Below are 22,098 nucleotides of genomic sequence, written 5' to 3'. Positions count from 1 at the left end.
ATCCGGAAAGGAACGCGACATGGCGCCGATATGTTCCTGCGTGGCTCGCAGGATTTACGCGATCAGTCGCGCAGGAGGTCGTTGATGCCGGTCTTCGAGCGGGTCTGCGCGTCGACGGTCTTCACGATCACCGCGCAGTAGAGCGAGGGGCCGGGCGTGCCGTCGGGGAGCGGCTTGCCAGGCAGGGTGCCGGGCACGACGACCGAGTAGGGCGGCACGTAGCCGACGTGGACTTCGCCGGTTGCGCGGTTCACGATCTTGGTCGAGGCGCCGAGGTAGACACCCATCGAGAGCACGGCGCCTTCACCCACGCGCACGCCTTCGGCCACTTCCGAACGCGCGCCGATGAAGCAGTTGTCCTCGATGATGACAGGGCCTGCCTGGAGCGGTTCGAGCACGCCGCCGATGCCCACGCCGCCCGAGATGTGGACGTTCTTGCCGATCTGCGCGCACGAGCCGACGGTGGCCCAGGTGTCGACCATCGTGCCTTCGCCCACGAAAGCGCCCAGGTTCGTGAACGAGGGCATCAGCACCACACCCTTGGCGATGTGCGCGCTGCGGCGCACGACCGCGCCCGGAACCACGCGGATGCCGGCGTCCTTGAAGTCGGCTTCGGTCCAGCCGGTGAACTTCAGAGGCACCTTGTCGAACGCGGGCGCGCCGGCCGAGCCGTATTCCATCGGCGCGTTGTCGTTCAGGCGGAACGAGAGGAGAACCGCCTTCTTGAGCCACTGGTTGACCTTCCAGCCGCCTTCGCCGTCGGGCTCGGCCACGCGCGCCTTGCCCGAATCGAGCAGGCCGAGCGCCTCGTCGACGATCTTGCGCACGTCCTCGCTGGCAGGGGTCACGTTGGCGCGGTCTTCGAAGGCGGCTTCGATCGCGGTTTCGATATCGGACATCTGGGGTGTCTCCGGGAAAAAGATGGGTTGCAGGTACGTTTCGGCGCTGCGCCTATCGCGGCGGGGCGCGCAGAACAAGAAAAAGGATTGCGGTGGGGCGAAGCGTGTTCGAATCTTTCGTCCGCCTCCGGAGGCAAGCGGTCAGCCCAGTTCGTCGTCGGGCTCCATGAGGCCGCGCACGAAGCCGATGAGGCCGGTCTGGCGGGCGCGGCGCAGGCGTTCGGAAGCCAGGATCTGCTTCACCTTGGCAAAGCAGGCGTCGATGTCATCGTTGACCACGACGTAATCGTAGCCGTCCCAGTGGCTGATTTCCGAACGGGCGCGTTCCATGCGCGCGGCGATGACTTCGGCGCTGTCGGTGCCGCGCCCGGTAAGGCGGCGACGCAGCTCCTCGATGCTGGGGGGCAGCAGGAAGATGCGCACGACGTCGCGTTCCAGCTTCTGATAAAGCTGCTGGGTGCCCTGCCAGTCGATGTCGAAGATGTAGTCCTGCCCGGCCTTGAGCCCGGCCTTCACCTGCGCCTTGGGGGTGCCGTAGCTCTTGCCGAAGACGTGGGCCCATTCGAGGAACTCGCCGTCCTCGGCCATGCGGTCGAACTGGTCCTGGCCGACGAAGTGGTAATCCCGGCCATCGACTTCGCCCGGACGCGGCGCGCGGGTGGTGCACGAAACCGAGTTGCGGATGTGCGGATCGCGTTCGAGCAGCATGCGCGAAATCGTCGTCTTGCCCGCGCCCGAGGGCGAGGAGAGGATCAGCATCAGGCCGCGCCGGTCGAGCGCGTTGCCTTCGTCATGGGCGGAAAGGGTGGGGGAAGTGTCGCTGGGCATGCCTCCCGATGCAGACAGACCTTGCGCAAATCAAGCGGAACCGGCCCGCAAACGGCGAAACCTCCACCATTCGGGAACATGCAGGCGGGCGGAGGCGGGCCTAGTCTTCGGCGCCGTCCTTGGCCATTTCCTCGATCTTGCCGGCGCCCGAGGCCGCAGCCTTGTGCTCTTTATGCCGGTCATACAAGGTCTTGGCGATGAGGCTTCCGCCCACCACCAGAGCGCCGGGGATCGAGCGCATGGCAACCTTGGCGATCGAGCGGTGCAGGAGCACCTGTGCCATCGAGCGGCCGCGCAGGATCTGGCGCGCCTTGCGCGGCGCATAGGCGCGGCCAAGCAGCGCGCGTTCCACGGCCTGGCGCGCGATCATCGAAGTGGCGCGAAGGGCGATGTCGGCAATGGCAAGGTTGGTCGCGGGGTTGGGGCTGGGCCCCAGCACCCGCGCAGCAGGCAGCTTGGTGTCGGCGCGCTTCACGTAACGCAGGCCCGGGCTGAGGCCCGGGGTGACCTGCGCTTGCTGCGCATCGGCGGGCAGAGGGGATGGACGATCCACTTCCACCGTCAGCGGAGCGATCGGTTCTGCCTCTTTCCTGCCTGCCATCGTGCGCGTTTCCATCCTGGTGCGGCTCGAGGGCCGCGTCTTGAAGTGCAGGCGGCCACGCGGGGCCGACTACGGCTTCTTGCCGAAATCCACAGAGACGACGTTCGAGCCGTCTTCGCTGGGGGTAACGCGTGAGGCAATGTCGCGTTCCATCGGGTCGTTCTCGGCCGGGAGCGTCTCGTCGAAGTCCTCGTCGCCTTCCATGGCCTGGAACTGGAGGCCGAAATCGACTGCCGGATCGACGAACGCAGTGATCGCCGAGAAGGGAATGTCGAGCTTGGAGGGCATCTGGTTGAAGCTCAGGCTGACCGTGAAGCTGTCCTCGCTGACGGCAAGGTCCCAGAACTTGTTCTGCAGAACGATGGTCATCTCGTCCGGAAAACGGGCCTTCAGTTCCGGGGGAATGGAAACTCCCGGGGCGCCCGTCTTGAACGTGATGTAGAAATGGTGATTGCCGGGCAGGACGCCATTGGTGGCTTCGACCTGGCCCAGCACGCGTCCCACGACGGCGCGCAGGGCTTCCTGCACGATTTCATCGTAAGGGATCAGGCTATCGGGTGGCGTATCGTTCATCGCGCTCTAGGTGCGCATCGTTGGGCTTGGGGTCAAGCCACAACGGACTCATTTTTGCACCATTTCGTGCGCGCGCGCGTCCAAAATACCTCAGGCCGCCGCTGGCCATACGGATGCAAACGGAAAGTGGGCGCGAACAACGCATGCGATTGATTCCCGCTCGCACAGGTTTATAGGCCCATTTCATGCGTACAGCCTCGATCACCCGCAAGACTCACGAGACCGACATCCATGTGGAGGTCAATCTCGACGGCACCGGCCATTACGATGTCACGACCGGCATCGGTTTTCTCGATCACATGATCGAGCAGTTCTCGCGCCATTCGCTGATCGATATCACCTGCCGCATCAAGGGTGATCTGCACGTCGACCAGCACCACACGACCGAGGACAGCGCCATCGCCATCGGTCAGGCCATCTCCGAGGCGCTGGGCGACAAGGCGGGCATCGGGCGCTACGGCGACGTCAATTCGCCGATGGACGAGGCGCTGAGCCGTGTTTCGCTCGATATCTCGGGCCGACCCTACCTTGTCTGGAAGGCGGGCTTCACGCAGGACAAACTGGGCGAGTTCGACACCGAGATGGTCGAGCACTGGTTCCACTCGATCGCGCAGGCGGTCGGCATCACGCTCCACATCGAGCTGCTCTACGGCACCAACAACCACCACATCTGCGAAGGCATCTTCAAGGGCTTCGCGCGGGCCATGCGCACCGCGGTCGAGCTGGACCCGCGCAAGGGCGGGGCGGTCCCCTCGACCAAGGGCATCCTCGGGGCCAAGTCGCTCTGATGGCCGAGAAGCTGGCCCTCATCGATTACGGCGCGGGCAACCTGCAATCGGTCGCCAATGCGCTGAAGGCCGCAGGTGCCGAGAAAGTTACCATTACCGCGGACCCGATGTTCGTGCGCACGGCTGACCGGATCGTGCTGCCGGGTGTGGGCGCGTTCAAGTCCTGCGCCGATGCGCTATGGGCGATCCCCGGCATGGTCGATGCCCTGCACGAGCGGGTGCAGATCGGCGGCGCGCCGTTCCTGGGCATTTGCGTAGGCATGCAGCTGCTCGCCTCGCGCGGGCTCGAATTCGGCACGACGCCAGGGCTCGACTGGATTGCGGGCGAGGTGCGCCGGATCGAGCGCGACGACCCGGCCATCAAGGTCCCGCACATGGGTTGGAACGATGTCGGTGTAGGCCGCCACGATCCCGCCCACGGCCTGATCGCGCCCGGTGAAGCCTACTTCCTGCACTCCTACCACTTCGTGCCCGATGAAGGCCACGCGATTGCCGCGATGACCGACCATGGCGGCGGCCTGGTTGCGGCGGTCGCGCAGGACAACGTCGTGGGCGTGCAGTTCCATCCCGAAAAGAGCCAGGCCTACGGCCTTGCCCTCCTGACCCGATTCCTCGACTGGAAGCCCTGACATGATCGTTTTTCCCGCCATCGACCTCAAGCAAGGCCAGGTCGTGCGTCTCGCCGAAGGCGATATGGCGCGCGCCACCGTCTATGGGGACAACCCGGCGGCCCAGGCCGCGCTCTTCGCCGAAGCTGGCTCGCAGTTCCTGCATGTCGTCGATCTCGACGGCTCGTTCGCGGGCAAGGCCGAGAACCGTGAGGCGGTCGAGGCCATTCTCGAGACCTTCGAGGGGCATGTGCAGCTGGGCGGGGGCATCCGCACCCCCGAGGCGGTCGCGGGCTGGTTCAACCTGGGCGTCAGCCGCGTCGTGATGGGCACCGCCGCGCTCAAGGACCCGCAGTTCGTCAAGGACATGGCGCGCGAATACCCGGGCGGCATCGTTGTCGCCGTCGACGCGCGCGATGGCATGGTCGCGACCGAGGGCTGGGCCGATGTCTCCGACGTTTCGGTTGTGGACCTTGCGCGCCGTTTCGAGGATGCAGGCGTCGCCTCGCTGCTTTTCACCGATATCGGCCGCGATGGCATGCTCAAGGGCTGCAATGTCCAGGCGACCGTTGACCTTGCGCGTCAGACCGAGATGCCGGTGATCGCGAGCGGCGGTGTGAAGGGGCTCGACGATATCCGCATGCTCAAGCTGCATGAGAACGACGGCATCGAGGGCGTGATTACCGGGCGTGCGCTTTACGATGGGCGCCTCGATCTCGCTGCGGCGCTGCAGATGGCCGAGAGGGACTGAACCCATGACGGTACGCGTCCGTGTCATTCCCTGCCTCGACGTGGCCGAAGGCCGCGTGGTCAAGGGCGTCAACTTCGTCGACCTCAAGGACGCAGGCGATCCGGTCGAGCAGGCGCGCGCCTATGATGCGGCCGGAGCCGACGAACTGTGCTTCCTCGACATTTCGGCGAGCCACGAGGGCCGGGGCACGCTGCTCGACATCGTGCGCCGTACCGCCGAAGTGTGCTTCATGCCGCTGACCGTGGGCGGGGGCGTGCGCACCGCCGAGGACGCGCGCGCGCTGCTGCTGGCAGGCGCCGACAAGGTGGCGGTCAATTCGGCCGCTGTCGCGCGCCCCGAAGTCGTCTCGGACATCGCCGCGCGTTTTGGCGCGCAGTGCATCGTCGCCTCGGTCGATGCGCGCCGGGTGGATGATGGCACCGGGCCCAAGCGCTGGGAAATCTTCACCCACGGCGGGCGTCGCCCGACCGGGATCGACGCGCTGGAGCACGCTGCGAAGCTGGCAAGCCTGGGCGCGGGTGAACTGCTCGTCACCTCGATGGACGGCGACGGGACCAAGAAGGGCTATGACCTCGACCTGACCCGCGCGATTGCGGACAACGTGTCCGTGCCGGTCGTCGCAAGCGGGGGCGTGGGCAATCTCGATCACCTTGTCGAGGGCGTTACCAAGGGGCATGCGAGCGCGGTCCTGGCGGCCTCGATCTTCCACTTCGGCACCCATTCGATCGCCGAGGCCCACGCGGCGCTGCGGGCGGCCGGGCTCCCGGCGCGGGGGCAGTCGCTCCACCACGGTTGAGCCGGGGCGCCGTCGCGCGGCTCCGGTCTGAAACGGTGTGGTTCATTCCTGGACAATTGCGTATTCAGGGCTTGAGACAGGCCTCGCTTACGGGAATGGCCCAAGTCACGAGTTCGCGCCATTGGGAGAGGGCGATGCTGTTCCAGGTCTTGTGTGTTGCCCTTGTCGGTATCCTGCTGGGGGCGCTGCCCGCACATGCAGCGGACGGCGTGAGCCTGCCCGAACCTAGCGGGCTTCTCCTGTTGGGCCTGGGCATTGCGGGCGTGGTGCTGGGGCGCCGTTTTTCGCGTCGTCGCGAACGGGACTGATACGGTCCCAACAGCGGGCTTGACCGGCGCGGCCGCGCGCCGCATGGCAGGCGCACCATGAGCGCACCCGATACACCATCCGATACCCTGGCCCGCCTTGAAGCCACCATCGCGCAGCGCCGCCAGGCCGACCCGTCGTCGAGCTATGTCGCCAAGCTCAACGCCAAGGGCCTGAAGAAGATCGCCCAGAAGGTCGGCGAGGAGGGCACCGAGACGGTGATCGCCGCTCTCGCCGAGGACGAGCCTGCGCTGGTGGGCGAGGCGGCCGATCTGATCTTCCACCTCATGGTTCTGCTCAACGCCAAGGGCGTGCCGTTTGCCGATGTCCTCGCCGAGCTCGACCGCCGCGAAGGCGTGTCGGGCATCGCCGAGAAGGCCGCGCGCGCCCAGGACTGATACTTTTCACGTTCGTTCCACGCCGGAGACGTCCATGCCCATCGATCCCAAGCAGCCCTACGACGACGCCAACATCTTCGCCAAGATCCTGCGCGGCGAACTGCCCTGCGACAAGGTCTACGAGGACGAGGTCGCGCTCGCTTTCAACGACATCCGCCCGCAGGCGCCCGTCCACGTGCTGGTGATCCCCAAGGGCGCCTATGTCTCGTGGGACGATTTTACCGCGAAGGCGGACGATGCTGAGATCGCGGCCTTCATGCGCGCGGTCGGCAACGTGACGCGCCAGTTGGAACTCGACACGCCAGGCTACCGTCTCATGGTCAACATGGGGCAGGCCGGGCACCAGGAAGTCCCGCATCTGCACGTCCACATCTTCGGCGGGCGTCAGTTCTTCCAGATGATCGCGGACTGACGCGTTCCACGGGGCGTGCCGGGATGACCTGGCACGCATCGTCGCAGCAAGGGGGCGGCTGGCCGGACGGCGGAGCCCCTTTCAACCACAATCTGCCCTGCGGGCTGTATGTGACACGCAGCTTCTCTTTGCAGGGCATCATGTGAGCGCTATTGCTCCGCGCACGATGACCAGCCCTTCTCCCCTGACTTCGCTTGCGCCCGTCAACGGCACCATCGTTCCTTCCGGCAACGAGGATGCCAGCGGCTCGCACCACTATCCCTTGCGCGTCTACTACGACGATACCGATGCGGGGGGCGTAGTGTACCATGCCAACTACGTCGCCTGGTTCGAGCGCGCGCGTTCGGATCTGCTCGAGGTGCTGGGCATCGACCAGAGCGCGGCCCTGGAAGATGGCTCGGGGCTCTACACCGTGGCCGAAGTCCATGTGCGCTATCTCGCGCCTGCGCGGCTGGGGGACACCGTCATCATCGTGACCACCGCGCAGCAGGTCGGCAAGGTGCGCTGCACCCTGCACCAGACCGCCTGGCGCGGGGAAACCAAGCTGGCCGAAGGAGTTGTAAAGGTCGGGTTCATCGGCCGTGATGGACGACCGCGCCGTCAACCCGAGGCCTGGCAGCAGGCTTTTGCCACCTTCTCGCCCGTTCATCCCATTACGCCCGCATCCGCTCCGGAAGGACACGAATGATCCTCGACCTGCTCGCCCCCACGCTCGATTTTGCCGGTGACAGCGACCGGCTCAATCCGGTGACCCTGTTTCTCGATGCCGATATCGTCGTGCAGGCGATCATGCTGGGCCTGATCCTGGCCAGCGTCTGGGTCTGGACGATCATCATCACCTTCACCTTGCGCATCGGCCGCGTGAACCGCACCTGCGACGAGTACGAGGACGGCTTCTGGAAGGCGCAGAACTTCGAGGCGTTCCAGAAGGAGCGCCGCCGCGCCGACGTGCCGATGGGCAAGGTCGCGGGCTCGGGCCTCGCCGAATGGCGCCGCAACGCGCAAGTGCCCACGCTCGATGCCGAGGGCGCGCGCCAGCGCATTGCGCTCGCGCTGACCTCGTCTGTGGGCGAAGAGGCCGAGAACCTCTCCAATCGCCTGAACTTCCTGGCAACGGTGGGCTCGGTCGCGCCGTTCGTGGGCCTGTTCGGCACGGTCTGGGGCATCATGAACAGCTTCTTCCAGATCGGCCAGCAGCAGAATTCTTCGCTCGCGGTTGTCGCGCCGGGCATTTCCGAGGCGCTCTTTGCGACCGCCATCGGCCTCTTCGCCGCGATCCCCGCCGTGATCGCCTACAACCGCTTCTCGCACCGCGTGAACATGGTCGAATCGCGCCTCCAGCGCTTTGCCGACAAGCTTCACGCCGCGCTGACCCGCCAGCTGGAGTCGCGCTGAGATGGCGATGGGCCTCAACGGCGGCGGAGGACGGCGCGGCCGGGGTGGGCGCAGCCGCGCCCCCATGGCCGAGATCAACGTGACCCCGCTGGTCGACGTCATGCTGGTGCTGCTCATCATTTTCATGGTGGCCGCCCCGCTTCTGAAGGCCGCCGTGCCGATCGAACTGCCGCAGAGCCGCGCCAAGGCAATGGCGGAGGAAACCCAGCAGATCACCATCACCCTTCGCCGGGACGGGGCAATCTTCTACGAGGATCAGCAACTGGCCGCAGGCGAACTGGGCGAGCGCCTGGCTTCGGTGCAGCCGGGCGCGGACGGCAAGATGCCGCTCGTCTCGCTGCGCGGAGACAAGGCGCTCGACTACGGGCGCGTCATGGGCGTGATGGGCGAACTCAACCGTGCTGGCTTCACCTCGATCTCGCTGGTGACCGACGTCAGCGGCGGTTCAGGAAGCTGACGTAGGTTCACGGGCCATGGCATCGCTTGCACTGCGAAAGGATGAAGGCGTTGGTCTCGTCGTGGCGGTTGTCCTCCACGCAGGGCTTCTGGGCGTGCTGCTGCTGCGCCCGGCGCCCGAGGAAATCGTGCCGCGGCCCGAACGCATCGAGGTCTCGATCAGCGACGAGGTGGGGATGACCTCGACCTCGCCCGATCCCTTCAGCCAGGCGGCGCCGGATATGGCGCCGACGCTGGGGGAACCTGCGCCCGAAGCGCTGCCCGAACCCGAAACCCCGGCCGAGGCGGCTCCGGCCCCGGAACCCGAGGCGCAGCGCCCGACACCGCCCGCGCCCGAACCCAGGGCTGCGCCCAAGCCATCCCCCAAGGCGAAGCCCAAGCCCAAGCCAGAGCCCAAACCGGAACCCAAGCCCAAGGCATCTTCGAGCCGCAAGTCGAGCGCGATCGACGACATCGTCTCCAAGCCGAGTTCGAAGTCCTCCTCCGCCTCCAGCAGCAAGGCCACGTCCGAGCCCAAGAAGGCGGGCGGCAGCCGGGTCAGCTCTAATTTCCTTGATGGGATCTCGGGCGGCACATCGGAATCGGGTAGCGGGGCGCCCGCCGCCGCGATCGGTCCCAAGCAGGTCTCGGCGCTCGGCGCGGCGATCCGTCGCCAGCTCAAACCCCACTGGCAGGCCCCGCAAGGCGCCGATGCCGAATTGCTCGTGACCAAGGTGCGCTTCCGCCTCAAGCCCGACGGTACGCTGGACGGCGAGCCGCAAATCGTCGCTACAAGCGGCCGGACCGCCTCGAACGCGGCGCAGGTCTCGCGCCACCAGGAGCAGGCCATTCGCGCGGTCAAGCTGGCCGCGCCTTTCAATCTTCCCGACGACCTGTACGAAGGGTGGAAGGTCGTCACCACCAATTTTGACAGAAGGCTCTAGCCATGAAGACCCTTTCCGCTCTTGCTCTTGGCCTCCTGCTCTGCGCCTCGGGGCCGGCACTGGCCCAGTCCACAGGGACGTTCACGCCGGAAATCACCGCGCCCACTCAGGAGGCGCAGGAGAGTGACGGGCTGGAAGTGACGGTCTCGGACGACAGCGACTGGCAGGATCTTGGCATCGCGATCACGACCTTCGCGACCGACGCCGACGTGCCGACGCAGACCACGGCGGGCACGACCGGGCAACTGGGCCACGCAATCGCGCAGGTCGTGGCGGGTGACCTCAAGAACAATGGCCTGTTCAAGCCCTCGGGGCCGGACGGCCTGCCGCGCCCGGCCTTTGGCGAGGTGAGCGCGCCCAACTATCGGCTGTGGTCGGGCAATGGCGCGGACATGCTGGTGCAGGGTTATGTCCATGCAGGCAATGACGGCACGCTGACGGTGGGGTGCTATCTCTATGACGTGGCGCTTGGTCAGCCGCTGGAGAAGGGCGGCTGGAAGGTCGCCCCGTCCGACTGGCGCCGGGCCGGACACAAGTGCGCGGACATGGTCTACTCGCGTCTGTCGGGGGAGAGCCCGTTCTTCGATTCGCGCATCGCCTACATTGCCGAGACCGGTTCCAAGGACCACCGCATGAAGCGTCTTGCGGTCATGGACTCGGACGGGGCCAACCACCGTTACCTCACCAGCGGTCAGGCCATGGCGCTGACCCCGCGCTATTCGCCCGACTATTCGAAGATCCTCTATCTTTCGTACCTGAACGGCCAGCCCAGCGTCTACGCCTATGACCTGACGACCAATTCGCAGAAGCTGATCTTCCGCACCACCAACCCGACAATGGCGCCGCGCTGGTCGCCCGATGGCAAATGGGTGCTCTTCTCGATGTCGCAGGGCGGGCGTACCGACATCTACCGCATCACTTCGGCTGGTGGCGGCACGCCGGAGCGCCTGACCAATGGCCCGGGCATCAACATCGGCGGCAGCTACTCGCCCGATGGCAGCAAGATCGTGTTCGAAAGCGACCGTTCGGGCTCGCAGCAGGTCTACGTGATGAACGCGGACGGCACCAACCAGAAGCGCATCAGCTTCTTCGGCGGGCGCTCGGCGACGCCGGAATGGAGCCCGCGCGGCGATCTCATCGCCTTCACCCACATCGCAGGCAACCTGCGCGTGGCGGTGATGAGCCCTGCGGGCCGCAACATGCGCTACCTCACCGATTCGTGGCAGGACGAGGCCCCGACCTGGTCGCCCAACGGCCGTATCGTCCAGTTCTTCCGCACCCAGCGTGGTTCGGGTGAGGCGACCATCTGGCAGGTCGATCTCACCGGCCGCAACGAGCGCAAGCTGCCCACCCCGGTGGGCGCGTCCGACCCGGCCTGGGGACCGATCCGCCGCTGAACCCTTTCCGCTCCCGAGGCGTTGTTCGGTTGCCAATGCAATCCAGTTGACAGCGCCCGGGGGAGGATCCCACCCTTTCGTTTCGCCGCCCGGTCCCGGGCTGAGCACCACAGGAGACTGCCTCAATGCCTTCTTCCCTCTCGATGTCGCGACACCTGAAGAGCGGTTCGACCCTGCTTCTCGTGGCAGGGGCGCTGGCGCTTTCCGCCTGCGCTTCGAAGGCGCCCAAGGAACTGCCGCCCGAACCCGGCCCGGCCCGCACCACCACGCAGCCCGATTCGGGCGAGGCGCTAGGCCCGCGTCCCGGCAGCCAGGCCGATTTCGCCGCGCAGATGATGGGCGATGACACCATCTACTTCGACACCGACAAGTACGACATCGACGCGATGGACCAGCAGGCGCTCGCCAAGCAGGCGCAGTGGCTGATGACCTACCCCGAGAAGCGCGCGACGATCGAAGGCCATGCGGACGAGCGCGGCACGCGCGAGTACAACCTCGCGCTGGGTGAGCGCCGCGCGAACTCGGCCAAGAACTATCTGATCAGCCTGGGCGTTGCGGCGAGCCGCCTGACCACGCTCAGCTACGGCAAGGAGCGCCCGGTGGCGCTGGGCTCGAACGAGCAGGCCTGGGCGCAGAACCGCCGCGCAGTGACCGTCACCATCGACTGATCTCAACGCCTTTGCGAAGGCGTCTTGCGAAGAGGCCCGCCCGACCTTCGGCTCACGCTGGGGCAGGGCGGGCCTTTTTCGTGTTCGCCGCCCGGTGGCAGGGCCGCAAGAGACTTGCATCGCGCCCGCGAGAAGGCGTAACGGCTGGGGAATGGCCCGTGCAAAACGATCCGACAACTGGGGTTTCCCGCGCTGGGGCGGCTACGGCAGCTCGCGCGAGGCGACGCAGGTGCGCATCTGCGACCGTCACGGCTGCACCGAACGCGGCGACTGCCCCGCGCCCAAGAGCCCCAACAGCCCGGATCGCTGGTATTTCTGCCAGAAGCACGCGGCCGAATACAACTCGGGCTGGGACTACTTTGCCGGGCTCGACAAGGAAGAGGCCGAAAAGCGCGAGTCCGAGGAATGGACCGAGACTGCTGGCTACAAGGAATCGGCGCACTACGGCTGGGGCGGCTCGGGCGACGGCACGCGCAGCCGCGACGAATTGCGCGCGCTCGAAGTCCTCGGCCTCGATCCCGACGCGGAGTTTCAGGAGGTGCGCAAGGCCTGGCGCACCAAGGCCAAGGAAGTCCACCCGGACGTGAAACCGGGCGATGAAGACGCCGCCAAGGCCTTCCAGACCTACCAGCTCGCCTACGAGGTCCTGCGCGCGGCGGAAGAGCGGCGCGAGTGGCAGGGGTGAAGAGGTAGAAAGTAGAAGGGATTCTCCGGGGGCCATTGCCTTCGGGCTCCCCAAATTGTCGAGCTCATCTTATGCGCGCCGCCCTGGCGGGGAAAGGTGAGGCAGACATTTTGGGGTCAAGGGGCGATGGCCCTTTGTATCCTGTGCGTCCTCAAACTGAGAGAGCACCCGCGATCCAGTCGCCAACGGCGTGCAGATCGGGCAGGACCGCATGGGCAAGCGCGCGCGTCTCGGGCGTGGGCGCGAGGAGATCGGGAACGAGCAGGACGGTCATGCCCGCGCTGGCGCCTGCGCGAAGGCCGTTGGGCGAATCTTCCACGACCACGCAGCGCTGTGGATCGACGCTCAGGTTGCGGGCGCTCAGCAGGTAGGGCTCGGCATGGGGCTTGGGCTGCTCGACATCATTGAGGGTGACGATGGAGGCGAACAGCTCGAGGAAGCCTGCGACTTCGAGCTTCTCCTGCGCGAGCGGACTGCGCGTCGAGGTGCACAGGCCCAGCGGGAGGCCGGTCTCGGTAAGCGCCTCGAGCAGTTCGCGGGCACCGGGGCGCAGCGGAAGATCGGCGCGCCACAGATCATTGAACAGTTCGTCGGCGTGGGCGTTGAAGGCGGCGACGTCGGCGTCTTCGCCCCAAAGGCGTTGAAGGTGCAGGTCATTCACTTCGCGGTGGACGCCCACGAACTGGCGGTGGAGCTCCTCGGGCAGGTCATGGCCGAGCGCGCGCGCGGCTTCGCGCTGGGAACGGCGGTAGAGGCTCTCGGTATCGAGCAGGGTGCCATCCATGTCGAAGATGATCGCCTCGGGCCGGAAGGGAGCTTCGGCCACGCGCGAGGGCGCATCGGTCGGCGCGGAAAATGTCACGAGGGGCGTTCCTGTCTGTCGGGAAAGGGGGAGGGATGCCGGTGACTTAGGTATTGCGCCTGTGCCTTTCAACGCAGCAGCGCATGGACCAGCCAGACGACGGCGACGATCATAGGAGCGCCCGCGAGATCGAGCCAGAAGCCGGCCTTGACCATGCTGGGAAGCGCGATCCGTCCCGTCGCCCAGGCAATCGCGTTGGGCCCCGTGCCCGAGGGCAGCATGAAGCCCCAGCTGGCCGCAAGCGCGGCAGGCATCGCCAGCAGCAGCGGATCGGCGCCCAGCGCGACGGTGAGGCTGGCCACGACCGGCATGATGCCGCTTGCCGTTGCGACGTTGCTGGCAAATTCGGTGATGAGGATCACCATCGCGGTGATGGCAAGGGCTACGAGGGGAAGCGGGACCGCCGAAAGCGGGAGGAGCGAACGCCCCAGCCAGTCGTCGAGCCCGGAGGCGCCCATCCCGGCGGCGAGGGCCAGCCCTCCGCCGAACATCATGATGACATCCCAGGGCGCGCGGTTGGCTTCCTCCCAGCTCAGGAGCGCACGGCCGGTGCCGTCGGGCAGGAGGAAGAGAAGCAGGCTGACCCCGATGGCGATGGAGCCATCGGTCAGCGCGCCTGCGGGCAGGAAGGGGCGCAGCAGCGGGCTTGTCATCCACAGCGTGAAGGCCAGGGCCACAAGAGGGAGGAGGCGGCGCTCGGCGCTCGACCAGCGCGGCTCCACGGCAATCGCGCGCCGCGCCGCGCCAATGCGAAAGGCGCCGCTCGAGGCCCCTTGCACGCGCGCGATGATCCAGGCGGCCATGGGAATGCCCAAGATCACGGCGGGCACGCCGATCAGGCTCCAGGTTGCAAAGCTTATCTTTACGCCGATCATCGAATCGAGGAGGGCGATGGCAATCGCGTTGGTCGGCGATCCCACCAAGGTACCCAGCCCGCCGATGGACGCGGCAAAGGCAATCCCCATCGGCAGCGCGCCCGACAGGCCGCGGGTGTCCTCGCTCTGCATGCCGCCCGCTTCCAGCACGGCCACGGCCATGGGCATCATGATGAGCGTGGTCGAGGTGTTCGAAATCGCCATGGACAGGAGCGCGGCGGCAATCATGAAGGCCAGCAGCAGGCGCTGCGCTCCGCCCCCGCTGCCGAGGCGGTCCAGGAGCGCGAGCGCAAGGCGCCGGTGCAGTCCGGTGCGCTCGATGGCAAGCGCCAGGAAGGCCCCGCCCAGGATCAGGAACAGCGTGGGCGAATAGTAGGCAGAGGCGGTCTCGCCCGCGCTCATGATCCCGGCGAAGGGCAGCACCAGGAAGGGCAGGAGCGCGGTGGCGGTGAGCGGAATGGCCTGGGTCATCCACCAGGTCGCCATCCAGACGACGAGCCCTGCCACGATCCAGGGGGCCTGCGCCATGCCGCTGGGAGGCGGCGCGATGAGGACCGCGCCAAACAGCAGCGGTCCTGCGATGCGTCCGATTGTCCGGCTGTTCACCCGTGCCGCTCCCCTCTAGCCCCGCGTGCGGCCCTTTGGAGGCCTGTCACATGAGGCAGCAGCCTAGCCCCGAAGGGCGCCTCAAGGCGAGAGGGAATGCGGCCGGATCAGACCATCGTTTCGGGGCGCACCACGCGGTCGAATGTTTCGGCATCCACAAGATCGAGTTCGAGCGCGGCGGCGCGCAGGGTGAGGCCTTTCTCGTGCGCGTACTTGGCGATCTTCGCGGCCTTGTCATAGCCGATCTCGGGCGCCAGCGCGGTTACCAGCATGAGCGAATTGGAGACCAGTTCGGCGATGCGTTCGCGGTTGGGCTCGATCCCCTCCACGCAGCGGGTGGTGAAGCTCTCCATCCCGACGCTCAGCAGGTGGAGCGAGCGCATCACCGCCGCCCCGATCATGGGCTTGAAGACATTGAGTTCGAACGCGCCCTGCAGACCGCCGACGGTAATCGCCTGGTGGTTGCCGATGACCTGCGCTGCGACCATCGTCAGCATCTCGCACTGGGTGGGATTGACCTTGCCGGGCATGATCGAGCTCCCCGGCTCGTTGGCGGGCAGCTCGATCTCACCCAGCCCCGAGCGCGGGCCCGAGCCCAGCCAGCGGATGTCGTTGGCGATCTTGGTGAGCGCGACCGCCAATGTGTTGAGGCGGCCCGAAAACTCGACGAGGGTGTCGTGGCTCGCCAGCGCCTCGAACGGGTTGGGCGCGGCGTGGAAGGGAAGACCGGTCAGTTCGGCAAGCTCGGCGGCGACGTCCTTGCCAAAGCCTTCGGGCGCGTTGAGGCCGGTGCCAACCGCAGTGCCGCCGATGGCGAGGCGGCACAGCCCATGCTCGATCATCGGCAGGGTGCGGGTGCGGGCTAGGCGCAACTGGGTGTAGTAGCCGGAGAATTCCTGGCCCAGCGTCACCGGCGTTGCGTCCTGGAGGTGGGTGCGGCCGATCTTGACGATGTCCGACCAGCGTTCTGCCTTGGCGAGGAGGGCGCCCTCCAGTGTTTCGAGCGCGGGGATCAGCGTGTCTTTGGCCGCGCGGGCCGCGGCGACATGCATGGCGGTGGGGAAGCTGTCGTTCGAGGACTGACCCTTGTTGACGTGGTCGTTGGGGTGGACCGGGCTCTTGCCGCCGCGCGTGCCGGTGAGGATCTCGTTGGCCCGTCCTGCGATCACCTCGTTGACGTTCATGTTGGTCTGGGTGCCGCTGCCTGTCTGCCAGATGACGAGGGGGAACTGGTCGTCGAGCTTTCCCGCTGCGACCTCGGCGGCGGCCTGTTCGATGGCTTCGGCGAGGGTGTCGTCGAGGCCATGGCGGCGGTTGACCCGGGCGGCGGCCTGCTTGACCAGCGCCATGGCGTGGACGATCGCGATGGGCATGCGCTCGGTCTCGCCAAAGGGGAAATTGGCGATGCTGCGCTGGGTCTGGGCGCCCCAGTAGGCGTCCTGCGGCACGGCGATCTCGCCGAGGCTGTCGCTTTCCATGCGGGTTTTCATGGGGATAGGCTCCTTGGTGGTGGCGCGGGTGGTCGCCACTCAAGGTAGGAAGCCTTTGCGCGATTGCACGGGGGCCAAAAAAAGCCCCCGCGGCGCAAAAGCGCTGCAGGGGCTGAAAAGGTCGTCAGAGTCTGAGGGAATTTCAGAAACTGATGGTGGCCTACCGGCGGGTGTGATCGCTAACCAGTATAGCGCTCCAAAAAATCCGCACAACGAACAAAAATCCGCGCTAACCCCTAATCGGACAGGCACTCGGGGTGCATCCAAGACGGGGCGAGGCGGCTCAGGCTGTCCGGGGTTCTCCTGCAGGATGGGCCGCGCTTTCCGGCTGCGCAGCTGCGGGAGCTGGGCTGAACGAGGTCGGATAGCGGCCGAGCGCGAAGGTGATTGCGACCGAGAACAGGAGTAGCGCGATCGAGAGGATGATCTCGGGCTGATAGCTGCCGAACCGGTCGTACATCGCGCCGTAGAAGGCGGGCGCGAAGCCCGCGCCAAGTCCGAAGGCGGCGTACTGGATGCCGTAAAGCTCGCTGAAGTGCTTCTGCCCGAAATAGCGGGCGGTCATGTAGGCGACGAGATCGAACTCGGCGCCGGCCACCAGGCCCAGCGTGACGACCGAGGCGACCATGACCGGCACGGTAAGTCCCGGATTGGCCAGCAGGACGAGCGCGAAAGTCGCCGGGATAACGAGCAGGGCGCAGACCAGCGGAGCCCAGATCCGGTCGAGCAGGAAGCCCGAGAGAATGCGCCCCGCCGTCACGCTGATGGCCAGCGCGGCAAGCGCGGAGGCGGCGGTGGAATTGTCCACGCCGCGGTCGAGCAGCAGCGGGAAGAGATTGGGCAGAAGGCCGCTGACGCCGAAAGCAAGGGCCATCGAGCCGACAGCCAGAACCCAGAAGCGATAGCCGCGCAGGGCCTGGCGAACGGGAATGCCGGTCTGGGGAAGGGCCTCAGTGGCGGTGCGGGCCCGCGCTTCGGGCAGGCGCAGCCAGGCAAAGAGGACGGGCAGTGCGATCACCAGTGGCAGGGCGGCCAGGAGCACGTAGCCCCCGCGCCAGCCAAAGGCCTCAAGCGCGGCGTTGAGGAGGAAGGGGATCGCCGCGCCCGTGGCGCCGGTCGAGGCGAGCGCAAGGCCCAGCGCCAGGCCACGCGACTGGGTGAACCAGGCGTTGATGACCTTGGCGTAGGTCATCGGCAGGGTGCCCAGCGAAATGACGGCGAGCACCGCCCAGGCGGCATAGAACGTCAGGAGCTGGCCGCCGATGAGCGCGATGAGCAACTGCGCAAGGCCAAGGCCAGCCGTGGAGACGAGCGCGACCTTGCGCGGCCCCAGCCGGTCCACCAGGCGCCCGACATAGGCGCCCAGGAAGACGAGCGCGATGGGCGCGAGCATGAGCGTGCCCAGGATGTCGGCGCGCGACCACCCGAATTCACCTTCGAGTGCGGTCGCCATGATGCCCGAAGTGTAGGGCGCGATGGGGGAGAGGCCCAGGCCCAGGCCAAAGGCGCAGGCGACCAGAGGGCGCCATCCTGCGCGGAATTCGGCGAGGCTGCCTGGCTGTGCGTGGGAGCTTTGGTGTTCCGCACTATTCATCGTTCAACTTCACCCTTGTCGGCCGTGTGTGAGCGGGGTCTCTCCCCGGGGGGCAGAGGTGGCGAGGCCACCGTTCGGCAGGCAGGGAGGCTACCTGAGCCACCCTGTGGGACGAGCCTGACCGGGCAAAACATCCGCGATCCGAACAAAGGTCTGTCCGAGGTTCGATCATTTTCCCGCATTGCGGTCTCTTGCGGGCATGACCAAGGACCTCTCCTCCACGCCCGAACCGGGCCAGACCTGCGCCCAATACCTGGCCCGTGGCATCTGCGAATCCGGCACCGAAACGGTGTTTGCCCTTGCCGGGGCGACTCACGCTCCGCTTCTGTTCGCGCTTGAGGAACGGGGCGTTTCCATCGTCGGCGGGCGGCACGAAAGCGGCACTGTGGGCGGGGCCGACGGCTATGCCCGCCGCTCGGGGCGCACCGGCGTTGCGCTGATCGTGGCCGAGCAGGGGCTGGCCAACGCGATGACCGCGCTGATGACCGCCGCGCAGGCCGAAAGCCCGCTGGTCGTGATCGCGACGCGCTTTCCCGACAGCTGGGTCGAACCCTCCGTGCCTTATGCCGTCGACCGTCATGAGATGACCGCCCCCTATCTCAAGTTCAGCCGCACGGTACCCTCCCCCGACCGGGTGGGCGAGTATTTCCACGCGGCGATGAAGGCGGCCAATGAAGGCGTGCCCGGCCCGGCCTTGCTCGTCCTGCCGCTCGATTTCCTGACCCGCGAGACCACGAGCGCGCCGCGCGCGCCGGTCACGGTGCCCACGCTGCCCGGGGCGCACGACGATCAGGTCGCGGCGATGGCGCAGATGCTGGCCGAGGCGCGCCGTCCGATCATCGTGACGGACAACCGGGCGGCCCTGTCACCGTGCGGGGAGGCGCTCCAGGCGCTGGCGGGCATGGGTGTGCCGGTCCTGGGCAATGGCCTCGGGCGCGGGCTCGTCCCCGAGGTTGCGCCGACCGGCTATCCCTGGCCCTACGCGCAGCGCGCCGCGTGCGAGGCGGATCTGGTGCTGGTGGTCGGCGCGCGGATGAACATGTGGTTCGGCTATGGCCTGGCGCCGCGCTTCGCGCCCGAGGCCCGCTTCATCCATCTCGACACCAGCGCCGAGGCCATCGGGCGCAATGTCCCTGTCGAACTCGCGGTGCTGGCCGATCCGGCGCGCACGCTGACAGCGCTTGGCAAAAGCTTGCAGGCGCACGATTTCCGCCGCGATCCGAGCTGGATCGCGCAGGCGCTGGAGCCTCGCGCCACGTGCGTGGAGGGCCTGCTCGCCGACTATGGCGAGGACCTCCATCCTGCCTCCATCGGCGCCGCGCTCGACCGCGTCCTGCCGCCCGAGCGGGTACTTGTCTGCGATGGCGCGGATTCGATGAACTTCACCCAGGCCTGCATGCGGGTCCACACCCCGCGTTCCTACGCCGATCTGCTGCCTTTCGGCGCGATGGGAGCGGCCTTCCCGCTGGCTATCGGCATGGCCGCGGCCGAGGCAGAAGCTGCGCGGCGTGAGGCGCGCGATCCGGTGCCCGTCGCGCTGGTGACAGGCGATGGCTCGCTGGGCTTTTTCCTCGCCGAACTCGACACCGCGGCGCGCTCTGGCCTTCCGCTCCTCGTCCTTGTCTCGAACGACGGCAAATGGGGCACCGAATATCACGGCCAGAAGCTCGCCTATGGGCGCGCGATCAACACCGACCTTGGCCAGTCCGACTACGCCGCGATTGCGCGCGCCTTTGGCGGACATGGCGAACGCGTGGAGACGAAGGGTGAGCTTGATGCCGCGCTCGCCGAGGCGCTGGCGCGCACGGGCCCAAGCCTCATCGACGTGCGCGTCGATCCGGAAGGCGGGCGCATCCGCAAGACCGAGCCGCTGTTGGGGATGGTCCTGTTCGAGGACATTCCTGGTCATTGAGTGGCCGGGGCACTGAGGGCCCCACTTTCAGCAACACTATCAAGATAACAACTTCGGGGAAGAAAGACATGACCAAGGCTTCCAGATGGCTGCTGGCCGGAACCGCGATGCTGGCCGCATCGCCCGCGCTGGCGCAGGAACAGGCACCGCGCGCCGATACGAGCGCCTATGGCAATGACATCGTCGTCACGGCCCAGCGCCGCGAAAGCTCGCTTCAGGAAACGCCGATCTCGGTGACGGCGCTTGGCGAACAGGCGCTGCAGGATCTCCAGATCCAGCGCACGGCCGACCTCCAGCGCGTGACGCCCAGCCTCAGCGTGACGCAGGGCACCGTCGATCCCACCACGCTCACCATCTTCATGCGCGGCGCCGGGCAGAACGCGGGCACCTGGGTGGGCTACGAATCCGCGGTCGGCCTCTATATCGACGACCTGTACTTCGCGAGCCTGACGGGTGCGAACCTGGATCTCGCCGACCTTGAACGCATCGAGGTGCTGCGCGGCCCCCAGGGCACGCTCTATGGCCGCAACACGCTGACGGGCGCGATCAAGTACGTGACCAAGAAGCCGGACGGCACGAGCTTCGGCTCGCTTCAGGCCGAGGCGGGGGCCTACGACATGGTGCGCCTCAAGGGCACGGTCTCGACCGCGCTGTCGGACGACTGGGCGGTCCTTGCCAGCGGCAATTTCTACGACCGTGATGGCTATTTCAGCGCTCCGGCGCTGGATCGCGACGACTATGGCAAGGCGACCGAGTACGGCGGGCGCGTGGCGCTGGCCTATACGGGGGGCGGGCCGTTCGGGCTCAACGCCTCGGCTTTCTATTCGCGCGCGAAGAACGATGGATCGGTCGGCCTTGCCACTGACCCGGTGACGCTCGAGCCGGCGGCCTCCGATCCCTACACTTATGTCGGCCCGATTGATGGCTATGGCGATGTCGAAACCTATGGCGGCGATCTCACGCTGAGCTACGATGTCGGCGGAGCAACGATCAAGTCGATCACCGGCGTCGTGCGCAACGAGCAGGACTTCCTGGCTGACACCACCGCCGGGCAGCCTACGAACACCGTCGATGGCCCTTATGCGCTGGGCTTCGACCGGCTGGAATCGGAAGCGGGGCGCACCCAGATCTCGCAGGAGCTGCAGATCCTGGGCGATGCGATGGGCGACAAGCTGCACTACATCGCCGGGCTCTATTACTTCCGCGAGAAGGGCCATCAGGGGCGGAGCGACTTCCTGCTCGGCCTCTATGATCTTCTGCCCCAGCTGGTCGACATGAAGACCACCAGCTACGCTGCCTATGGCCAGCTGACCTATGACCTGACGCCCACGCTCTCGGCGACGGCGGGCCTGCGCTATACGCACGAGACCAAGTCGGTCGAGGGATACCAGCAGAACAACCTGACGACCGTGCTCGAGGACCGGACCTACGGCGACATCGACGCGACCCGCAAGGCCAAGTCCTGGACGCCCAAGTTCGGCCTCGACTGGCAGGCAACCCCGGATATCCTCGCCTATGCCAGCGTTTCGCGCGGCTTTCAGGCCGGGGGCTTCAACTATCTCGCGCTTGTCAACCCGACGAACTACGAGAACGGTTTCGATCCGCAAACCGTGTGGGCCTACGAAGTGGGTCTCAAGACTTCGTTCCTGGATGGGCGCGGACACCTCAACCTCGCCGCTTACCGCAACGATTTCAGCGATATCCAGACCAACGTGATCGTGGCCGGCTCCTCCCTGACGCAGAACGCGGGCACCGCCCGGGTGCAGGGCATCGAGGGTGAGTTCTCCTATTCGCCGCTGCCGGGTTGGAACCTGTTTGCCTCGGGCTCCTACAATGACGACAAGTACCTCGACATCGATCCCGCGAGTTCGGCCGCGTCGTCGGGCGCGACGCGCCTGCCCAACGTGCCGCACTGGCAGGGCAGTGCAGGCTTCTCGGGCCGGGTTCCTGACGAGAAGCTGGGCGACCTTCTGGTCGGCGCCGACTATTCCTACATGGGCGGCAAGTACCTTGGCGGCACCAACGCGCCGATCACCTACATGCCCGACTATGAACTCGTGAACGCCTACGTCGGCTGGGCACCGCCGGTTGACAGCGATATCGAGTTGCGCTTCTCGGTCGCCAACCTCCTCAAGGAAGACTACTACGTCTACGGCAACGTGCTGGGCGCCTACGGCATCCGCAGCCCCGGCGATCCGCGGACCTGGAAGGTTTCGGTGAGGTTCAGCTACTAGGTCGCGTTGACAAAAAGGATTCCCAACTCGGTGAAGTTCTG

Annotated in this window: 24 protein-coding genes; 16 read left to right on the top strand and 8 right to left on the bottom strand. The window is 66.7% G+C overall.

All coding sequences use genetic code 11. From position 1 onward, the window contains the following. Window positions 1-62 precede the first annotated feature (62 nt). The 4 genes from dapD to MTR65_RS08720 all read right to left on the bottom strand — a co-directional run bounded on the left by dapD (window position 63) and on the right by MTR65_RS08720 (window position 2,901). Entirely contained in the window at window positions 63-899 is an 837-nt protein-coding gene (gene dapD / locus MTR65_RS08735) for a 2,3,4,5-tetrahydropyridine-2,6-dicarboxylate N-succinyltransferase (protein ID WP_243799206.1), read from the bottom strand. 141 nt (window positions 900-1,040) lie between these two features. Then, on the bottom strand, window positions 1,041-1,727 hold the full coding sequence (gmk, locus tag MTR65_RS08730; RefSeq protein ID WP_243799203.1) for a guanylate kinase: 687 nt from the start codon (window positions 1,725-1,727) through the stop codon (window positions 1,041-1,043). 100 nt (window positions 1,728-1,827) lie between these two features. Continuing rightward, on the bottom strand, window positions 1,828-2,328 hold the full coding sequence (locus MTR65_RS08725) for a hypothetical protein (RefSeq protein ID WP_243799200.1): 501 nt from the start codon (window positions 2,326-2,328) through the stop codon (window positions 1,828-1,830). 69 nt (window positions 2,329-2,397) lie between these two features. After that, on the bottom strand, window positions 2,398-2,901 hold the full coding sequence (locus MTR65_RS08720) for an SspB family protein (protein ID WP_243799198.1): 504 nt from the start codon (window positions 2,899-2,901) through the stop codon (window positions 2,398-2,400). A gap of 185 nt (window positions 2,902-3,086) precedes the next feature. On the opposite strand from MTR65_RS08720, the gene hisB reads away from it, so the two are divergent. From hisB to MTR65_RS08650, 14 genes are all read left to right on the top strand, one after another. Beyond that, window positions 3,087-3,689: an imidazoleglycerol-phosphate dehydratase HisB gene (hisB, locus tag MTR65_RS08715; RefSeq protein ID WP_148628873.1), complete on the top strand. Its 603-nt coding sequence runs from the start codon at window positions 3,087-3,089 to the stop codon at window positions 3,687-3,689. Beyond that, window positions 3,689-4,318 (top strand): imidazole glycerol phosphate synthase subunit HisH, encoded by a 630-nt coding sequence (hisH, locus tag MTR65_RS08710; protein WP_243799195.1) that lies wholly within the window; start codon window positions 3,689-3,691, stop codon window positions 4,316-4,318. Before hisB ends, hisH begins: the two co-directional genes overlap by 1 nt. A gap of 1 nt (window position 4,319) precedes the next feature. Beyond that, window positions 4,320-5,048, top strand: a complete 729-nt coding sequence (gene hisA, locus MTR65_RS08705; protein ID WP_243799193.1) for a 1-(5-phosphoribosyl)-5-[(5-phosphoribosylamino)methylideneamino]imidazole-4-carboxamide isomerase — start codon at window positions 4,320-4,322, stop codon at window positions 5,046-5,048. A 4-nt stretch (window positions 5,049-5,052) separates the two neighbouring features. Continuing rightward, window positions 5,053-5,844 (top strand): imidazole glycerol phosphate synthase subunit HisF, encoded by a 792-nt coding sequence (hisF, locus tag MTR65_RS08700; RefSeq protein ID WP_243799190.1) that lies wholly within the window; start codon window positions 5,053-5,055, stop codon window positions 5,842-5,844. A gap of 134 nt (window positions 5,845-5,978) precedes the next feature. After that, window positions 5,979-6,152, top strand: a complete 174-nt coding sequence (locus MTR65_RS08695; RefSeq protein WP_243799188.1) for a PEP-CTERM sorting domain-containing protein — start codon at window positions 5,979-5,981, stop codon at window positions 6,150-6,152. A gap of 57 nt (window positions 6,153-6,209) precedes the next feature. Further along, complete coding sequence (locus MTR65_RS08690; protein ID WP_243799186.1) at window positions 6,210-6,548, top strand: phosphoribosyl-ATP diphosphatase; 339 nt, start codon at window positions 6,210-6,212, stop codon at window positions 6,546-6,548. Window positions 6,549-6,582: 34 nt separating this feature from the next. Then, window positions 6,583-6,960: a histidine triad nucleotide-binding protein gene (locus tag MTR65_RS08685; RefSeq protein ID WP_213503596.1), complete on the top strand. Its 378-nt coding sequence runs from the start codon at window positions 6,583-6,585 to the stop codon at window positions 6,958-6,960. 142 nt (window positions 6,961-7,102) lie between these two features. Further along, window positions 7,103-7,648, top strand: a complete 546-nt coding sequence (locus MTR65_RS08680) for a YbgC/FadM family acyl-CoA thioesterase (protein ID WP_243799183.1) — start codon at window positions 7,103-7,105, stop codon at window positions 7,646-7,648. Beyond that, complete coding sequence (gene tolQ / locus MTR65_RS08675; RefSeq protein ID WP_226634399.1) at window positions 7,645-8,355, top strand: protein TolQ; 711 nt, start codon at window positions 7,645-7,647, stop codon at window positions 8,353-8,355. Before MTR65_RS08680 ends, tolQ begins: the two co-directional genes overlap by 4 nt. 1 nt (window position 8,356) lies before the next feature. Further along, on the top strand, window positions 8,357-8,812 hold the full coding sequence (locus MTR65_RS08670; protein WP_039390994.1) for an ExbD/TolR family protein: 456 nt from the start codon (window positions 8,357-8,359) through the stop codon (window positions 8,810-8,812). 16 nt (window positions 8,813-8,828) lie between these two features. Next, window positions 8,829-9,734 carry a TonB C-terminal domain-containing protein gene (locus MTR65_RS08665; protein WP_243799181.1) on the top strand — a complete coding sequence of 302 codons (906 nt, stop codon included), beginning with the start codon at window positions 8,829-8,831 and terminating at the stop codon, window positions 9,732-9,734. A gap of 2 nt (window positions 9,735-9,736) precedes the next feature. Beyond that, window positions 9,737-11,131 carry a Tol-Pal system beta propeller repeat protein TolB gene (tolB, locus tag MTR65_RS08660; protein WP_243799179.1) on the top strand — a complete coding sequence of 465 codons (1,395 nt, stop codon included), beginning with the start codon at window positions 9,737-9,739 and terminating at the stop codon, window positions 11,129-11,131. Window positions 11,132-11,256: 125 nt separating this feature from the next. Next, window positions 11,257-11,799, top strand: coding sequence for a peptidoglycan-associated lipoprotein Pal (pal, locus tag MTR65_RS08655; RefSeq protein ID WP_243799177.1), 543 nt, complete (start codon window positions 11,257-11,259; stop codon window positions 11,797-11,799). A gap of 151 nt (window positions 11,800-11,950) precedes the next feature. Next, the gene (locus MTR65_RS08650; RefSeq protein ID WP_226634394.1) at window positions 11,951-12,484 is read left to right on the top strand and encodes a J domain-containing protein; all 534 of its coding nucleotides are present in this window, start codon (window positions 11,951-11,953) and stop codon (window positions 12,482-12,484) included. A 151-nt stretch (window positions 12,485-12,635) separates the two neighbouring features. Here MTR65_RS08650 and MTR65_RS08645 read toward each other — a convergent pair whose 3' ends face one another. The 4 genes from MTR65_RS08645 to MTR65_RS08630 form a co-directional block, all read right to left on the bottom strand. Beyond that, window positions 12,636-13,346: an HAD family hydrolase gene (locus MTR65_RS08645; protein ID WP_243799175.1), complete on the bottom strand. Its 711-nt coding sequence runs from the start codon at window positions 13,344-13,346 to the stop codon at window positions 12,636-12,638. 68 nt (window positions 13,347-13,414) lie between these two features. Further along, window positions 13,415-14,827, bottom strand: a complete 1,413-nt coding sequence (locus tag MTR65_RS08640; RefSeq protein ID WP_243799173.1) for an SLC13 family permease — start codon at window positions 14,825-14,827, stop codon at window positions 13,415-13,417. Between the two features lie 107 nt (window positions 14,828-14,934). Beyond that, entirely contained in the window at window positions 14,935-16,317 is a 1,383-nt protein-coding gene (gene fumC / locus MTR65_RS08635; RefSeq protein WP_243799171.1) for a class II fumarate hydratase, read from the bottom strand. Window positions 16,318-16,600: 283 nt separating this feature from the next. After that, on the bottom strand, window positions 16,601-17,911 hold the full coding sequence (locus tag MTR65_RS08630) for an MFS transporter (RefSeq protein ID WP_243799168.1): 1,311 nt from the start codon (window positions 17,909-17,911) through the stop codon (window positions 16,601-16,603). Window positions 17,912-18,110: 199 nt separating this feature from the next. Here MTR65_RS08630 and MTR65_RS08625 point away from each other — a divergent pair, with 199 nt between their 5' ends. Continuing rightward, window positions 18,111-19,823, top strand: coding sequence for a thiamine pyrophosphate-binding protein (locus tag MTR65_RS08625; RefSeq protein ID WP_243799166.1), 1,713 nt, complete (start codon window positions 18,111-18,113; stop codon window positions 19,821-19,823). A gap of 68 nt (window positions 19,824-19,891) precedes the next feature. Continuing rightward, window positions 19,892-22,057, top strand: coding sequence for a TonB-dependent receptor (locus tag MTR65_RS08620; RefSeq protein WP_243799163.1), 2,166 nt, complete (start codon window positions 19,892-19,894; stop codon window positions 22,055-22,057). Window positions 22,058-22,098 lie beyond the last annotated feature (41 nt).

It is taken from the genome of Novosphingobium mangrovi (assembly GCF_022818885.1).
In the GTDB taxonomy this organism is placed as follows: Bacteria; Pseudomonadota; Alphaproteobacteria; order Sphingomonadales; family Sphingomonadaceae; genus Novosphingobium; species Novosphingobium mangrovi.
Note: the sequence above shows the minus strand (reverse complement) of the source record. Positions and strands in the feature narration are given on the sequence as shown.

Excerpts from the sequence above, each read along its gene's own strand:
- dapD (WP_243799206.1), bottom strand. The coding sequence starts at position 899 with ATGTCCGATATCGAAACCGCGATCGAAGCCGCCTTCGAAGACCGCGCC.
- gmk (WP_243799203.1), bottom strand. The coding sequence starts at position 1,727 with ATGCCCAGCGACACTTCCCCCACCCTTTCCGCCCATGACGAAGGCAAC.
- MTR65_RS08725 (WP_243799200.1), bottom strand. The coding sequence starts at position 2,328 with ATGGCAGGCAGGAAAGAGGCAGAACCGATCGCTCCGCTGACGGTGGAA.
- MTR65_RS08720 (WP_243799198.1), bottom strand. The coding sequence starts at position 2,901 with ATGAACGATACGCCACCCGATAGCCTGATCCCTTACGATGAAATCGTG.
- hisB (WP_148628873.1), top strand. The coding sequence starts at position 3,087 with ATGCGTACAGCCTCGATCACCCGCAAGACTCACGAGACCGACATCCAT.
- hisH (WP_243799195.1), top strand. The coding sequence starts at position 3,689 with ATGGCCGAGAAGCTGGCCCTCATCGATTACGGCGCGGGCAACCTGCAA.
- hisA (WP_243799193.1), top strand. The coding sequence starts at position 4,320 with ATGATCGTTTTTCCCGCCATCGACCTCAAGCAAGGCCAGGTCGTGCGT.
- hisF (WP_243799190.1), top strand. The coding sequence starts at position 5,053 with ATGACGGTACGCGTCCGTGTCATTCCCTGCCTCGACGTGGCCGAAGGC.
- MTR65_RS08695 (WP_243799188.1), top strand. The coding sequence starts at position 5,979 with ATGCTGTTCCAGGTCTTGTGTGTTGCCCTTGTCGGTATCCTGCTGGGG.
- MTR65_RS08690 (WP_243799186.1), top strand. The coding sequence starts at position 6,210 with ATGAGCGCACCCGATACACCATCCGATACCCTGGCCCGCCTTGAAGCC.
- MTR65_RS08685 (WP_213503596.1), top strand. The coding sequence starts at position 6,583 with ATGCCCATCGATCCCAAGCAGCCCTACGACGACGCCAACATCTTCGCC.
- tolQ (WP_226634399.1), top strand. The coding sequence starts at position 7,645 with ATGATCCTCGACCTGCTCGCCCCCACGCTCGATTTTGCCGGTGACAGC.
- MTR65_RS08670 (WP_039390994.1), top strand. The coding sequence starts at position 8,357 with ATGGCGATGGGCCTCAACGGCGGCGGAGGACGGCGCGGCCGGGGTGGG.
- MTR65_RS08665 (WP_243799181.1), top strand. The coding sequence starts at position 8,829 with ATGGCATCGCTTGCACTGCGAAAGGATGAAGGCGTTGGTCTCGTCGTG.
- tolB (WP_243799179.1), top strand. The coding sequence starts at position 9,737 with ATGAAGACCCTTTCCGCTCTTGCTCTTGGCCTCCTGCTCTGCGCCTCG.
- pal (WP_243799177.1), top strand. The coding sequence starts at position 11,257 with ATGCCTTCTTCCCTCTCGATGTCGCGACACCTGAAGAGCGGTTCGACC.
- MTR65_RS08650 (WP_226634394.1), top strand. The coding sequence starts at position 11,951 with ATGGCCCGTGCAAAACGATCCGACAACTGGGGTTTCCCGCGCTGGGGC.
- fumC (WP_243799171.1), bottom strand. The coding sequence starts at position 16,317 with ATGAAAACCCGCATGGAAAGCGACAGCCTCGGCGAGATCGCCGTGCCG.
- MTR65_RS08630 (WP_243799168.1), bottom strand. The coding sequence starts at position 17,911 with ATGAATAGTGCGGAACACCAAAGCTCCCACGCACAGCCAGGCAGCCTC.
- MTR65_RS08625 (WP_243799166.1), top strand. The coding sequence starts at position 18,111 with ATGACCAAGGACCTCTCCTCCACGCCCGAACCGGGCCAGACCTGCGCC.
- MTR65_RS08620 (WP_243799163.1), top strand. The coding sequence starts at position 19,892 with ATGACCAAGGCTTCCAGATGGCTGCTGGCCGGAACCGCGATGCTGGCC.